The organism is Bacillus sp. XF8 (assembly GCF_017498755.1).
Classification (GTDB): domain Bacteria; phylum Bacillota; class Bacilli; order Bacillales; family Bacillaceae_G; genus Bacillus_A; species Bacillus_A bingmayongensis.
Window position 1 is genome coordinate 55818 of sequence record NZ_JAGDQK010000001.1, and the last position, 15413, is coordinate 71230.

The 15413-nt window shown below is 33.7% G+C and carries 12 protein-coding genes and 1 pseudogene; 3 read left to right on the forward strand and 10 right to left on the reverse strand.

Annotation, left to right across the window (positions count from 1 at the left end):
- Positions 1–19 precede the first annotated feature (19 nt).
- The 3 genes and pseudogenes from J4P91_RS00265 to J4P91_RS00275 all read right to left on the reverse strand — a co-directional run.
- A pseudogene (locus tag J4P91_RS00265) lies at positions 20–226 on the reverse strand (transposase); the annotation flags it as partial.
- 74 nt (positions 227–300) lie between these two features.
- Positions 301–1041 (reverse strand): bis(5'-nucleosyl)-tetraphosphatase PrpE, encoded by a 741-nt coding sequence (gene prpE, locus J4P91_RS00270; RefSeq protein WP_207992506.1) that lies wholly within the window; start codon positions 1039–1041, stop codon positions 301–303.
- A gap of 78 nt (positions 1042–1119) precedes the next feature.
- Positions 1120–2280, reverse strand: coding sequence for an FtsW/RodA/SpoVE family cell cycle protein (locus J4P91_RS00275; RefSeq protein ID WP_017152820.1), 1161 nt, complete (start codon positions 2278–2280; stop codon positions 1120–1122).
- A gap of 713 nt (positions 2281–2993) precedes the next feature.
- Here J4P91_RS00275 and fabI point away from each other — a divergent pair.
- A complete protein-coding gene (fabI, locus tag J4P91_RS00280; protein WP_001050746.1) occupies positions 2994–3770 on the forward strand; it encodes an enoyl-ACP reductase FabI in 777 nt (258 codons plus the stop codon).
- Between the two features lie 539 nt (positions 3771–4309).
- Here the strand turns inward: fabI and J4P91_RS00285 are convergent.
- Positions 4310–4540 (reverse strand): CGEA protein, encoded by a 231-nt coding sequence (locus tag J4P91_RS00285; RefSeq protein ID WP_207992507.1) that lies wholly within the window; start codon positions 4538–4540, stop codon positions 4310–4312.
- Positions 4541–4859: 319 nt separating this feature from the next.
- On the opposite strand from J4P91_RS00285, the gene J4P91_RS00290 reads away from it, so the two are divergent.
- Positions 4860–5999, forward strand: coding sequence for a glycosyltransferase (locus J4P91_RS00290; protein WP_243763652.1), 1140 nt, complete (start codon positions 4860–4862; stop codon positions 5997–5999).
- 337 nt (positions 6000–6336) lie between these two features.
- Here the strand turns inward: J4P91_RS00290 and pseI are convergent, their stop codons facing one another.
- From pseI to pseB, 6 genes are read right to left on the reverse strand one after another with little or no spacing between them, the layout of a single operon-like run.
- Positions 6337–7386, reverse strand: coding sequence for a pseudaminic acid synthase (gene pseI / locus J4P91_RS00295; RefSeq protein WP_207992508.1), 1050 nt, complete (start codon positions 7384–7386; stop codon positions 6337–6339).
- A gap of 15 nt (positions 7387–7401) precedes the next feature.
- The gene (locus tag J4P91_RS00300) at positions 7402–7980 is read right to left on the reverse strand and encodes a formyl transferase (RefSeq protein WP_207992509.1); all 579 of its coding nucleotides are present in this window, start codon (positions 7978–7980) and stop codon (positions 7402–7404) included.
- Between the two features lie 17 nt (positions 7981–7997).
- Complete coding sequence (gene pseG / locus J4P91_RS00305) at positions 7998–9083, reverse strand: UDP-2,4-diacetamido-2,4,6-trideoxy-beta-L-altropyranose hydrolase (protein ID WP_207992510.1); 1086 nt, start codon at positions 9081–9083, stop codon at positions 7998–8000.
- A gap of 5 nt (positions 9084–9088) precedes the next feature.
- The gene (locus tag J4P91_RS00310) at positions 9089–9826 is read right to left on the reverse strand and encodes a cytidylyltransferase domain-containing protein (protein ID WP_207992511.1); all 738 of its coding nucleotides are present in this window, start codon (positions 9824–9826) and stop codon (positions 9089–9091) included.
- A gap of 20 nt (positions 9827–9846) precedes the next feature.
- Complete coding sequence (pseC, locus tag J4P91_RS00315) at positions 9847–11040, reverse strand: UDP-4-amino-4,6-dideoxy-N-acetyl-beta-L-altrosamine transaminase (protein WP_243763653.1); 1194 nt, start codon at positions 11038–11040, stop codon at positions 9847–9849.
- A gap of 55 nt (positions 11041–11095) precedes the next feature.
- Complete coding sequence (pseB, locus tag J4P91_RS00320) at positions 11096–12061, reverse strand: UDP-N-acetylglucosamine 4,6-dehydratase (inverting) (protein ID WP_207992536.1); 966 nt, start codon at positions 12059–12061, stop codon at positions 11096–11098.
- 614 nt (positions 12062–12675) lie between these two features.
- On the opposite strand from pseB, the gene J4P91_RS00325 reads away from it, so the two are divergent.
- Positions 12676–15375 (forward strand): glycosyltransferase, encoded by a 2700-nt coding sequence (locus tag J4P91_RS00325; protein ID WP_307802517.1) that lies wholly within the window; start codon positions 12676–12678, stop codon positions 15373–15375.
- Positions 15376–15413 lie beyond the last annotated feature (38 nt).

Sequence of the window (15413 nt, forward strand, 5' to 3'; positions counted from 1 at the left end):
TTTATCAATTTTTTCTTTAATGAAGTACATCTAGTTTATAATCTGTTGGGTAGGATGTATAGCGTTTTTCAAAAGCTTTTTCACCATAAGACTTATATCGCCTAATCCACTCGGAGAATACACAGGAAGCAACACCTATCGATTTAGCAATTGTTTTCCCACCTTCAGCTCCCTCTAAATATCGTCTCACTGCTTGTGTTTTTTCTTTTGAAGAAAATGTAGCTATAAAAAAACTGCACCTCCAATTGTTAGACTGTGTCGAACAATTGGGGTGCAGTTCATATGAGGGCAGCTTATTTCTTATGTAATTGCACGAAATTTCTCAGGCACAAACGGCATTGAAGAAGGAACTGAAACAGTTTCCATCTCTGGATAGCGCAGTCCTGTTAGTTTCCCGCCAAACACAGCTCCTGTATCAATATTTACCGTATGATTGACAAAACGAGGTTCTGCCACAGGGGTGTGCCCGTATACAATCCAAGCCTTTCCTTCATAATGCTTCGCCCAATCACGGCGAACAGGAGAGCCGTCAGGATGCTTTTCACCTGTAATATCACCATATAATACGAAAGTTTGGACTTTCTTATCACTCCTTCCGATATAATCTTGACGAATACCAGCGTGACAAACGATGAGCTTTTTATTATCAAGTACGTGATAGAGCGGTGACTGTTCGTAAAGATCAATAAATTTTTTCTGTATTATTTTCTGTTCACGAGTTTGCAATGCTTCATATTCAGCGACGGTTGTTTCTAATCCATGCGCGATTGTTACATTACGTCCGATGAAAAAACGATACAACTTATTACAATGATTGCCGGGAGCATAATAAGCTTCTTTTTTGTTCATAACAAGCTCCCACACAATTTCAATCATTCGAAGGGAGGCTGGACCGCGATCTGTAATGTCACCGACGAAAGCGAGCTGTCGTCCCTCTGGATGAATTGGAAGTCCACTTTCCCAATGATAGCCGAGCTGCTCTGTTAACGTTTGAAACTCTTCTAAACAGCCGTGAATATCCCCGATAATGTCGTATTTCATTCTATAACCCCCATCTCGAGTTTTTTCTTAGTATACCAAAAGTGGATATAGAAAAAACCATACCCAAGCGGATATGGTTTAGTCAAACATAAATGTTTTCGTTCGCGATCGTACATTCAGTATAAAGCCAATTGCGATCATATATGTCAGCAAGGAACTACCACCATAACTCATGAGTGGAAGTGTAATCCCTGTAATCGGAAGTAATCCAATCGTCATCCCGATATTTTGGAATACTTGGAATGTAAACATTCCAATCGTTCCTGCACATAAATAGCTACCGAATGGATCATTACTTTCTAAAGCAATATGAATCATTCGATAAATAAGAAGGAAGAAAAGTGAAATGACAACACTTGCTCCTAAAAATCCGAATTGCTCGGCAATGTTTGTAAAAATAAAATCGGTATGCGGTTCTGGGAAGTATACTTGGCCATTCTCCCAGCCTTTTCCGTGTAGTTCACCTGAGCCGGTTGCTAAAACAGCTTGCCTTAACTGATATCCTTGCGTTTCGTATTCATAAGGCGCTAGCCAGCCATAGAAACGATCTAATTGATATTCTTTTAAAATATGTTCCTTAAAGAATGCTGTATGCTCAAAGTAAATGTAAGTTAAGGTGGAAGCAGCCGCGATAACAATCGTAGCTAAACCGAAAATAAAGCGCCAGCGTACACCTGAAACTAAAATCATTGCTGCAATCATTGCTGAAATAACCATTGTATTTCCTAAATCAGGTTCTTTCGCAATTAAAAGCAGCGGTGGTAAACTCGCAGCGAATATTTTACCGAGTAAAATTAAATCCTCGCGTGGAGAGCGAAACGGATATTTTTCATTATGATTGACGATAATGCGACCAATAACAATGATTAAAAATAATTTCATAATCTCGGAAGGCTGGAAGTTACCAAGGCCTGGCACACTATACCAAGCAGTAGCCCCTTTAATTGTTACAGCTCCAGGGATTTTTAATTCAAGTCCAATGAGTAAAATCATCGCAAATCCGTACAAATACCAAGCGATTTGCTTATATCGGTCAAAATCAATAACCATAATCGCAACAATTGCGACGGTCCCAATGACATACCATTGAATTTGTTTTGCTACAAAGTTTACTTTTTGCAGAGCTGGTGGTAAAGATGGCTGCGCACTTGCAATGGCAAAACAACTAACAGTTGCAATTGCGAGTACAATCAGGATTAATATGTAATCTATTCGATATTGGGAATTCTTATCTTTCACCGTACGTAGTCCTTTCTATTACTCTTTATGAAATGAAAAAAAGACGCTATTACCATATTAGCGGATTTTGGGCTGTTTGCAAATATGTTGTTTTGAATTTAGATGTGGGATGTTAGATTATATAAATATAAACTGAAAAACCGATAAAAACCATTCTTTTTGGATGGGAGAGAGGATTACGGCTATGCGCAGAAGCGGTCAGGGCCTATTTTAGCCTCGTACTATGTTAAAACAAAGGGAGGAAGTGAGAGTAGGTCACTTTGAATTTTTCATAGCAGTAATTTAGATGTGGAACCCAAAAAGGGAGTTATCCCGGAAAAGTATGATTGGTGATGGAAGTATGACTTTACATAAATACAAATTAAAAAACTAATAAAAAACCATTCTTTTTAGATGTGAGAGAGGATCCATCCATCCATAAAAGCGGTCAGCTCCTTTTTTAGCCCCATACCAAGTGAAAACAAAGGGAGAAAACGAGAGCGGTTCTCCTTTATTCTTCATAGCCCCTATTTATCCAGCAAGTACCTTTAATAATATAGGAAATAAATATTGGGCTTTCATAAATAGCAGGAAAAGGGAAGAGCAAGAGAGAAATAAAGAACCAGCCATAATAATAATTTTATTTTGCCTTCTTTGAAATTTGTGATATGATATAAATATATTACCAGGTACTAATAACTGATGTTATTTAATAAATTTAGGGGGATAAATAAATGAATCTTCTCAACTTAAAAGGAAAAAACATTATTGTCATGGGCGTTGCAAACCAACGAAGCATCGCTTGGGGAATTGCTCGTTCATTACATGAGGCAGGAGCAAACTTAATCTTCACTTATGCAGGTGAACGTTTAGAAAAAAACGTACGTGATTTAGCTGAATCATTAGAAGGGCAACAATCACTTGTATTACCATGTGATGTAACAAACGATGAAGATATCGCTCGTTGCTTCCAATCCATTAAAGAAGAAGTTGGAGTTGTTCACGGATTAGCACACTGCATCGCATTCGCAAACCGTGATGACTTAAAAGGTGAATTCGTTGATACATCTCGCGATGGATTCTTACTAGCACAAAACATTAGCTCATTCTCATTAACAGCTGTAGCAAGAGCGGCGAAGCCATTAATGACAGAAGGCGGAAGTATCGTTACATTAACATACCTTGGTGGAGAGCGCGTTGTGTCGAACTACAACGTAATGGGTGTTGCAAAAGCATCACTAGACGCAAGCGTAAGATACTTAGCAAACGACTTAGGACAACACAACATTCGCGTAAACTCTGTATCAGCAGGACCAATCCGTACGCTATCAGCAAAAGGTGTTGGCGACTTCAACAGCATCCTAAAACAAATCGAAGAACGTGCACCACTTCGTCGTAACGTAACACAAGAAGAAGTTGGTAACACAGCGTTATTCTTATTCAGTGATCTAGCAAGTGGTGTTACTGGTGAGAACATTCATGTGGATTCTGGGTATCATATTTTAGGGTAGTGGAGAGTTTTATTAAGCTGTAGGGCGGGTGTTAAAATTAGGTGTGATGTTTTTCAGGCACAAAAGCACCAAACATGTTCCTTAAGCTAAGAGGAGTTCGTTTCCATATAATATAAAGAGAAAACGCTATTCTTTTTGCAAAAAGAATAGCGTTTTTTTGAATCGTTTAATTAAAGATGAATTACAGTTCTTATTTTTTCTATTATGCTTCGAGCTAGCATTGAGGGAAAATTGCAAGAACTAATGGAATGCAAAGTTATAAATGGTACAAGGAAATACCCAACAATACATAAAGGTTCTTTTTTACAAGTGTCATTTGTTAGAAAAAAGAAGGAAATTTCAGCTTTATTAGGAAAAAACTTATACATACCAGTTGTTGTCTAAAAGCATGCTATGCCTGGTGTAACAATCATTTAATTGTAAAAATCAAACCTGCTAGAGTTAGAAAAAATGTTTTTTTAGATTGGACTTATTTTTAGAACGTTTTGTAATTATTTCTTCCCACTGAAATTACAAAGTAATTTGTACAGTTTATGAAGTTAAGCGGAGACAGTGACACTCTCTATATCCTCACAACTTATGAATATAAAATTAGTAGATGGTGGTGTTATTGAACTTTCTTCTTCTAATATAACTAGGCAAAGATCAGAATAAAACGCAACAAGAGAAGCAGGCCCAATAATTTGTCCAGATCGAGTTGTAATTGTAACAATAGTTCCTGGTGGCCAAATATCAAATAAAAAACAAGCTATACCTTTGCAATTTGCCATATTTTTCACCTAACCTTAAATTTGTTATTTGAATACATATTTTCTAAATAAAGATATATTTAATATATGTAGAGGAATATAAAATGTTTGGGTAAAGTAAACATGCATCCATTTTTTGGTGATTAAAGGAAGTGGACTTTAGTAACCATTCGTCTTATGGTAGTGGCTACTTGATGACGAGGACACAATTTCGCCTTATTATTTCATGTGAAAATAAATGGTGTAATATTTTTGTTTATGAAAATATATATTTATAAATTATTGAAGAAGACGAGTTGAGATGGTAAATTAAAAAGTTTAACTGAAGGAGGGAGGAGTGTTGTTGGAAAAAGTCGGCACTCCAAAAAAGAAAGGTATTTTATTTGTGATGAATCCTATAGGCGGGGGCGTAGAATACTACCAAAATACGTATATTCAGCAAAATAAACATAAGTATAGAATTTATAAGATGACGTTTCGAACTGGAATTTTTCGTATAGAAGATATAAATCAGGAAGTCCCTCTGTACGATGAATTAGAGTTTCATAATTATGATAAAAATAGCTTCCGATTACTACTCAAGTCAATGGATATTGAATTAATTTATATAAATCATCTCATTAAATTTCCTATATTTGATTTTATAAAATTCATTCAACATTCTGGAATTGATTATATTTATTTTATACATGATTTTTTTTGTATATGTCCTCTCGTTAATTTGGTTAAAAGGAATGGTCCTTACTGCAATAATGAAACAGATGTGAATATATGTAAGGCGTGTTTGAGTGGGAGAAGGGAGACAGATATTCAAACTTGGAGAAAAACATTTGAATCTTTTTTATCAAATGCTCAGAAGGTAATCGCTCCAAGTAACAGTACAAAAGAAATTGTAAAAAAACATTTCCCTGACATTGATATAGATGTACAGGAACATCCTTTATCTCCTAATATCTACTATACATATACCCCTGAATTTGCAAGTGAAAAAAAGCTTAATGTCGCCTTCGTAGGAAATATACACAAAAATAAAGGATCGCAAATTTTATATAAACTTAAAATGGAAATTGAAAGGGGGAAGCTACCTTTTTGTATAAAAGTAATTGGGTTAACAGACAGGCATAAAAGAAGATTTGTCAGCCCAAGCGGACATTTTGTTGTAACAGGACCATATGATAACAGGGAAATTTCTAATCTTTTGGCAACACATAAAATAGCTATCGTTATAACTTCTTCTATATGTCCAGAGACATTTTCTTATACAACCAATGAGGCTATGTTTTCAGGGTATCCGGTCATTGCATTTGATATGGGAGCACCAGCGGAGCAAATAAGAAAATATAGAGGGGGATGGATTTTAAAAGAAATTAGTAGTAGGAGTGTCTTACAAGTATTACAAAAGCTCTTCGTAAATCGCAGTGAAATATTGGAGAAAGCGAGTAATCTATCGGTAGCTTGTCAAAATAAAGGGATTTTCTAATCTTTTCATCAATGAAAAGGAGGAAAAGATGTATTAAGATATTATCGTGTTTTGTAATTCAAATTCAAAAATGATAATTATGTATATAAAAGAGGCACATTAAATCGTTCTATAATGGGATGAATTATTGACCCTTAACGACCAATAGAACAGCTGTTGATAAAGAATTTTTAGAGGCTTTTTTTAAATCATAGTAAGTGAAGAGGGGGCTATTTGACGGAACGCGACAATAGCCCCTAATAGGAGATGTTTCATAGGTGAAAAAATGGGGAAATTCATGTGGGAAATTTAATTTACAGAGACAGGAAGCTTGCTTTTCTATTTAAGGAGTTTTTCGTTAAATCAAATCCCAATTTACAGGTGTCCCCTTAACAACATCTTTTTTCACTTTTTTTCCTAGCAAAATGGGAAGGTATTTGGGTGCCAAACCATACCCAGGTCGAATGGCTTTAATATTTTCGGTTGTTAAAAGATCGCCAGCTTTCATATCTTGTGCCACATATAGAGAACGTCGAAACTTTAATGAGCTTTTTTCCATATCAGTCGGTCCATAATGAATCTTCCCTAGTGACTTCCATGCTCTTTCTGTTTCAATAACAAGAGAGTTTAATTCATCTGCTTCCATTGAAAAAGCGGAGTCTACTCCTCCATCAGCTCTAGATAAAGTGAAATGTTTTTCAATTACAGTCGCTCCCAGTGCAACACTTGCGACTGCAGTTCCTACTCCTAATGTATGATCTGATAAACCTACTTCACATTGGAATAATTCCCTCATATGGGGGATTGTATAAATATTGGTGTTTTCCGGAGAAGCAGGATAAGTACTTGTACATTTCAACAAAATAAGGTCTTTACAGCCGGCTGCTCTGGCGGCTTTGACAGTTTCATCTAATTCTGAAATTGTAGCCATACCTGTGGATATAATAAGCGGTTTTCCAGTAGAGGCAGCTTTGCAGATTAGAGGAATATCAGTATTTTCAAAAGAAGCAATTTTATAACAAGGAACATTTAGGGATTCTAGAAAATCCACCGCTGTTTCATCGAATGGGGTGCTAAATGGGGTTATACCTAGTTCTTTACATCTATTAAAAAGCGGTTTATGCCATTCCCAAGGTGTGTAAGCCTGCTGGTATAGTTTATAAAGTGTGTTTCCTTTCCATAAGCTGTTTGCATCTTCTATTTTAAAATCTTTGTTATCTATATCGAGTGTCATCGTATCGGCTGTATAAGTTTGAATTTTTAGAGCATGTGCGCCAGCTTTTGCAGCGGCTTCGACTATTTGTAATGCGCGTTCTAATGACTGATTATGGTTTCCAGACATTTCAGCAATGATAAATGGTTGTTGATTACGTCCTATTTTCCTTCCATTAATTTCAACTTCTTTCATTCGATCTTCTCCTTTCTAACCATTCGATTTTGCTTTACCTATTATATTTTTTACTGATGTATTCCACCCATCAGTAAGTAAAGGCAAATATTTTTTTTTATCTTTTAATCTATGATAACTGCCGCCAGGAGGTTGTGGTTTTCTTATAACTTTTCCAGAACGAATTAACTCCCAATTCTCAATAAAAAGGCGTTCTATTTCTTGGCATAGTCTATCATAAGAAGTTTTTAATGTATCATTTTCCTTGTAGGGAACTTCCAATTGAGCGATAATATCTCCCGTATCTAAGCCGTTATTTATATAATGAATTGTAACCCCTTTAAGTGTATCTTCAAGGAAACTCCATAAATTTGGATCAGCACCCTTATTCCAAGGAAGATAAGATATATGCAAATTTATAATTTTGTTATTAAATTTCTCAATAATGGAAGGAGGAATCATATATCTGTAGCCATAGCTGATAATAAAGTCAATATTAATAAGAATAGGTGACTGAATGTCTAGTTTATTCTCATACAAAACAACACAATTTCCAGATGATTTAAGAAAACTGTATACATTATTACACTTAGATCCTAATAATAGAATATTCATAATATCTTCCTTAACATTTAATTTTGTAAAATCGCTGATACTACACGTGTTTTCCCAAAACCGTCCACAATTTTTAATGCTTTTCTAGAGGATTTCTCTAAATCAAAGTTTCCGCTCTTAACAATCTCAATCGCATTACAAATATCTCGCTCGTAAATTTCTTCTGATTTTCCAATATAAAAATCAATACCTAAATTTCCTACTGCTTTACATATTTCAATTTGATTATATGCCACTGAGATTAATAGTGCAGGTAACCCTAAACAATATCTTTCCCAAGTCGTTGAACCTCCAGCACATATTGCTAGATCTGCGTTATTCATTAATCTAGACATATAATTAATATTATAATGGAAGGCCATATTTGGCTGTTTTTTGCATAAATTTTGGATGAAATCTTTTTGAGGATTTGATCGTCCGATAATTACATCAATAAGAAGCTGCTTACAGTCTATTTCTTCTAGAGCTTTGATTACTTTGGATGTTTCATTAGTGGGATCACTTCCACCAAAAAATATGAGTACTCTTTTAAGATTACCAGTTCTTTTTCTTATATTTTTCCGTACCTTTAAAAATTCTGTCCTTAGCAGTGCATATTTGGGACCTAATAATCTTATACAATTTTTAGGAAGTAATTTTGTATACCTTTGATCTATATTTGTATAATAATTTTGATCGAGCAGTACATCACACGTATGTAATCTATCTGCTAAATCATCTATAACCATTATATATTGGGTGAATTCCTTCAATTTTTCTTCCCACTTCTTATCTAAAGCGTAATGGTCTACAATAAGCCAATCAACAGGGGAAACGTTCTGACGTATAATATTTATTGTTTGTTGTGCGTCTATTTCCCAGCTAGTTTGAAGCCAGTGAGCATGAGCGGTATTACAATTATTGTTCACTAGCTTCATTTTGGGTAACATATATACTGTGTATCCTTTAGATTTTATAAAGTTACACATGTGGCCATTTAATTTCCTAGATATAAAAGCTACCTGATGTCCCAGATTTTTTAATTCCTCTGCTAAAGTTAAACATCGCATAACATGACCTGTTCCAATTTCTATAGAAGCATCTACACGAATGAATATGTTCATTTGATTTATATACCCATCTTCTTTTGTTCTATATGACTATTCATATAAAACAAATCTGGTTCTTGTTTTAATAAATTTAAAATATCGCTGAAAGAAAATTGGTTATTAACTGGATATAATCTTGTAATAATGTTTTTAATAAGAATAAAGTCTTCTTTCGTGTCAACAGTCCAGCGATGTTTACTTTCATCTAAGTCATGTTGGACATTTAACAGTTTAAATTTCCCAGGGTTGTTATATATATAAGCAGTCACATGCTCACGATATGATGGCTCAGTGGCTTCTTCATATGTTCGTTTTAAAATTCGATAGGGCATAACCTCTGTATCTAGTCCTCTCGGATAAGTACGGGTTAGTGTATTAGATACATAATCATATTTATTTTGATGTTTTAAATAGCAACTAACTATCTTATCAATAATATCGGGATCGATAATGGGACAATCTGAAGTTAATCGAACTACAACATCCACAGAAAATTGCGTTGCAGCTTCATAATAACGTGATAATACATCATCTTCTGATCCACGATAATAAGGAACAGAAAGTTGCTCACAAAGCTCAATGATTGGATTATCATTGAGCTTTGTAGTAGTTGCTACAATAATTTGGTCAATTGTTTTTGCTTTTTTTACTCGTTCAATTTGATATTCTAATAGAGTTTTATTAAGCACTTTCTTCATAATTTTCCCCGGAAGTCTAGTTGAGCCCATTCGAGCTTGAATAATAGCGGCAACTTTCATTTCATCACCTTTTTATTCATTTATTTTTTATAAAAATTTATTACTTTTTTAACTGCATGAATGACATCATTAGCGTCTTGTTCACTCATTTCTGAAAATAATGGTAGAGTAATGATACTTTCATATAATTTTTCGGCATGGGGGCAAATTCCTTTTTGATAACCTAATTTTTGATAGTAGGGTTGTAAATGAACCGGAATGTAGTGAACATTGACACCGATATTTTCTTGTTGTAATGCTTGAAAGATTTCTTTTCGGTCAACTTTCAGCATTGATAAATTTAACTGAATGATATACAAATGCCAACTTGAATCAACATGGTCTAATTGTTTTGGAAGAATAACCTCAGGTAAATCTTTTAGTTCCGCATCATACATTGCTACATATTGTTTTCTTTTAGCGATAAAAGAATCTAATTTTTGCAGTTGTGATAATCCAAGAGCGGCTTGGATATCTGTCATCCGATAGTTATAGCCAAGAAATTGCATTTCATAGTACCAAGGACCATGATTCTCAGTTAGGTTATTAGGATGACGGGTGATTCCATGTGTTCGAAACTGAAGAAGTTTTTGATAGTAGTCTTCATTATTTGTTGTAATGATTCCACCCTCGCCTGTTGTAATATGTTTGACGGGGTGGAAGCTGAACATGGTCATATCGCTAATTGAACCAATTTTTTTCTTTTTGTAAGTAGCTCCTAATGCATGAGCTGCATCTTCGATTACTGTTAGGTTATATTCTCGGGCAATTTTTGAAATTTCTTCAAGTTCAACTGGTTGTCCTGTGAAATGTACAGGTATAATTGCCTTTGTCTTATCTGTAATCTTATCTTTTATTAGCGCAGGATCAATATTGTAAGTATCGGATTTAATATCTGTAAATACTGGTACTCCACCTTGATAAAGGACACAGTTAGAACTGGCAGCGAACGTCATCGATGTCGTGATGACTTCATCATCAGTGGAGATCCCCGCTGCAAAGCAAGCCCCATGCAAGGCGGCTGTTCCACTTGAAAATGCTACGGCATATTTTGCGCCTACATATGCTGCCACTTGGTCTTCAAATTGTTTTATTGTTGGACCGGTTGTAATAAAATCACTATTTAAAATGTTTATTACTGCTTGGATATCATCTTCATCAATGGATTGCTTGCCGTATGGCAAATAATGATCCCGTACAGGTTTTCCTCCATGAAGCGCTAAAAGATGTTTCATGATCATTAATACTCCCTTATATATTGTTTTAATTCATTTTAGTTATTCTGTTATCTTATTCATTAATTAATCTTTTTAACTCGTCCTTTGTTAACCAATGTTCATTTTTATCGCTTGTATAACTAAAACCTTCTGGAAGTGGCTTGCCTTCACTTGTATTTGCTTTATCCCACCAATTGAATTCAGGGTGAATGATATAATAATCTTCAAACTCCAAAGTATGACGGGCATCATCTTCAGTGATCATAGCCTCATGAAGTTTCTCTCCTGGACGGATGCCTATAAACTCAATTTTACATTCAGGTGCAATTACTTTTGCCAAGTCTGTTACTTTCATGCTAGGGATTTTAGGAATGAAAATTTCTCCGCCCTTCATTCGTTGAAGGTTATTAAGAACAAATTGCACTCCCTGATCAAGTGTTATCCAAAATCGGGTCATGCGTTCATCTGTTATAGGGATTTTCCCAGTTTTTTTTATGCTTTTAAAAAATGGTACTACACTGCCTCTGCTGCCTACTACATTTCCGTAACGTACTACTGAAAATCTTGTATTCTTGCTCCCTACATAAGCATTTGCTGCAACAAAAAGTTTATCTGATGCTAATTTTGTTGCACCGTATAAGTTAATTGGAGAGGCAGCTTTATCTGTACTTAAAGCAATGACGCGTTGCACGCCACAATCTATAGCAGCTTCAATTATATTCTGAGCACCATAGATATTTGTTTTAATGGCTTCAAATGGATTGTACTCACATGCACCTACATGCTTCAGAGCAGCTGCATGAACTACAATATCGACCCCAGCAAATGCTCGGTATAAACGAGCTTTATCACGTACATCCCCAATAAAAAAACGAATACGCGAATCGGTATACTCTTGAGCCATTTCATATTGTTTCAACTCATCACGACTAAAGACAATGATCTTGCTTACACCAAGTTCCAGAGCTTTTTTTATAAATCTCTTACCGAAAGAGCCTGTTCCACCTGTAACTAAAATTGTTTTTCCTGTTAAATCCATTTTATTCACAGCCTTTTTTTTATTAAATCCATTTTCTCTATCTATTACTATGAATATTTCGGGAAAACGTTTGGGTATCATCGCTACATTTCTTTATAATTTTCCCGAAATAGTGAATAAGCCTAGATTGAAATTTACTTTTAACTGTGTTTGACCGTTTTTATTTCTTGGTTCAGGAAATGATAAATTTGTTAAATAGTTTCTTTTATATTATTGAAAGGTTAGAAATCAAAATATTCGTTTTTAGATATAAGAAGTATCTTCAGGTTTTCTAATCAAAAAGTGTTACATGTTCATAAGCGGGTCAAGCTCAGAGAGAGATTATGTATTTAATATAGAGATAATGCACCATCTTTTTTCAAGCTAGACTATGTAACTATACAAAAAGCCAAACAAAACATAGCATGATAAAAGTAAAGCCTAAGTCCGATTTCTATTGTTCGATCGCATAGTTTATATCAATAATTAGTAATGAATAAAAACATCGATCGTGTATAATTAGTCGACTATAAAACTCAAATAATAATAAAAAGTATATATATCTTTTGATTTTAATAGTTAAATATTTTTGTTTTTGAATTATAGAATGAATTATATAAGCGAGGGTGAACAATGTGTTTGAAGGATTTTTAAATTTCAAAGGGCAAGAAATGATAATGACAAAGGATTTGTTTAGAAATGTTAAAAATAATTTCACCTATGAGTTTTGGATAAAACCTCAAAAGGAACTTAACTTAAAATGGGAATCGGATGAAGGAAAGCATGGGATTTTCGGTCAAGGGTTTATTATTGGTTCAGGGAATCCTGAAATTGAACAAAAAGATGAATCGAGCGCTGGAGTATCACTTGGAACGAATGGTATAACGGTATATGAACATAGCTACAATGATGTACTTACTCTACTCACATATGAGATAAAAATAGACGATTGGACTCATATAGCTATTGTTTATGAAAATAAAACGCCAAACTTATATGTGAATGGAAATTTTGTGAAAAAAGGATTAAAAAGTACTAAGAATAATATCTTTGCATCAGGAAATATTGGAGGATGTGAAGTATACGGATACTTTGAAGGACAAGTAAATCATTTGAGGATTTGGGATTATTCAAAAAGCGAAAAAGAGATTAAATTCCATACAGATAAATATTTAAATGGTGACGAACAAGGATTGATTTTAAATTTGAACTATGAAAAGCCAACGGATATCCAATCTATTTCGAATACAAACGAAGAAGCTGATGAACCATCTTTTTTAAATGATTCTATTCTTAATCAATTTAGTTTAGAAACATTGAATGAATTAAATTATGTTGAATATAATAATGACTTGCTTGAAGATACTGAAGTGGATGTGATTATACCAATATATAATGGCTACGAATTTACAAAGAGATGTATAGAAAGTATATACAATAACGTAGACATTCGTTTTAATTTATTTTTGATTAATGATGCGAGTACAGATGAACGGATAGGTGATTTTTTGGAGAACTTGAAATCTAAAAAATCACCTCAAAGCTTAAAAAAATTAGTGATTATACACAATGATAAAAACCTGGGATATGTAAAAAGTATTAATAAAGGCTTACTTTTAACAACAAATCATCCCATTTTATTAAATAGCGATACAGAAATTCCCCCTCATTGTTTTCGACGCTTAATCAACCCTATTTTAGTAAATGATAAAATTTCATCCGTTACCCCTTTCTCAAATAGTGCTACGATTTGTTCTTATCCAAATTTTCTTCAAGATAATGAATTACCATACGATATGAATACAAATGAAGTCGATTCATATTTTTCAAAATATGTTATTAACAAAGGGATAGTAATCCCAACAGGTGTAGGCTTCTGTATGGCATTAAATAGAAATGTTATTCACGATATCGGAATCTTTGATGATGAGGTTTTTGGTAAAGGGTATGGCGAGGAAAACGATTGGTGTATGAGAGCACAGCATAAAGGATATCAAAATATACTGATTCCAAATGTGTTTGTTTATCATAAACATGGTGTAAGTTTTAATCAAATAGATGGCAGCAAACAAAAGCTAATGTCAAGTAATTTAAAAAAATTACTTAATCGATACCCAAATTATAATAAAATCATACAAGAATTCATAAGGTTGGATCCAATAAAAAATATAAGAGAATTCATGAAAAGTGTAATGGTCGCCGATAAATATTCTTATAAAAAGGGTAGATTGTTTATTGACCATGGCTTAGGTGGCGGTGCCTCAATCTATCAAACTAACTATATAAAAACATTAGAAGATGACGAGAGGATATACACGTTAACACCTGGGACTGATTATGTAATTTTAACGGATCATAATCATCCTGAACCAATAGAATATAATCTTAACATAAGCAAACTAAATGAAACGAATTTTAAAAAATTATTAAGTGCTTTAAACATTGATTTGATTTTTATTAATCATTTATTTAAGTATCCCATTGAAAAAATGTTTCGTTTAATAAAACACTCACTTGTGGATTATTATTTTTATATTCATGATTTTTATTGTGTTTGCCCAAGCTATAATTTAATAAATCATCAAAAGAAATATTGTAATGCTGAAACAAACGTAGAAACCTGTCAGGGATGTATTGCGAAAATATTTTCAAACCAAGCTATTCATATTGAAGAATGGAGAAAAACATTTCATTCTCTTTTAATGGGCGCAAAAAAGGTAATTACGCCTAGTCATAATACGAAAGACATTATTCTAAAATACTATAAAGATATTGAGATAGAAGTAAGAGAACATGTTATTGATTCAAAAATAACGCACTCTTTTAAGGAGGAGTTTTTAAATAAAGAGGCTTTAAATATTGCTTTTGTAGGAGCTATTGATTATCCAAAAGGATCAAGTATTATATATGAGCTAAAGGATTTAATTGTTAAAGAAAATTTACCAATAAACATAAAGGTGATTGGGATAACAAATATTCATTTTAATCCACACAAAAGTGCTGAAGGTAAATTTGAAGTTACAGGAAGGTATCAAGTGGATAATTTATCAGATATGTTAGCTAAAAATGAAATAGCATTGGTTATTAATCCCTCTATTTGTCCTGAAACATATTCCTATACAACAAGTGAAGCAATGTTATCGGGATACCCCATTATTACATTTAATCTAGGTGCCCCTGCTCAACGAGTAAAGAAACATCAGTGTGGATGGATTCTTGATAATATGACTAGTAATGAAATATTAAATTTATTAAAATCCTTATTAAGAAATAGAGAAGAAATTCACGAGAAAGCAAAGAAATTAAAAGATTTGCGGGAAGAGAATCAATTTTAGGATAAGGTTCACATATCTAATAGATTTGTAGTTAAAAT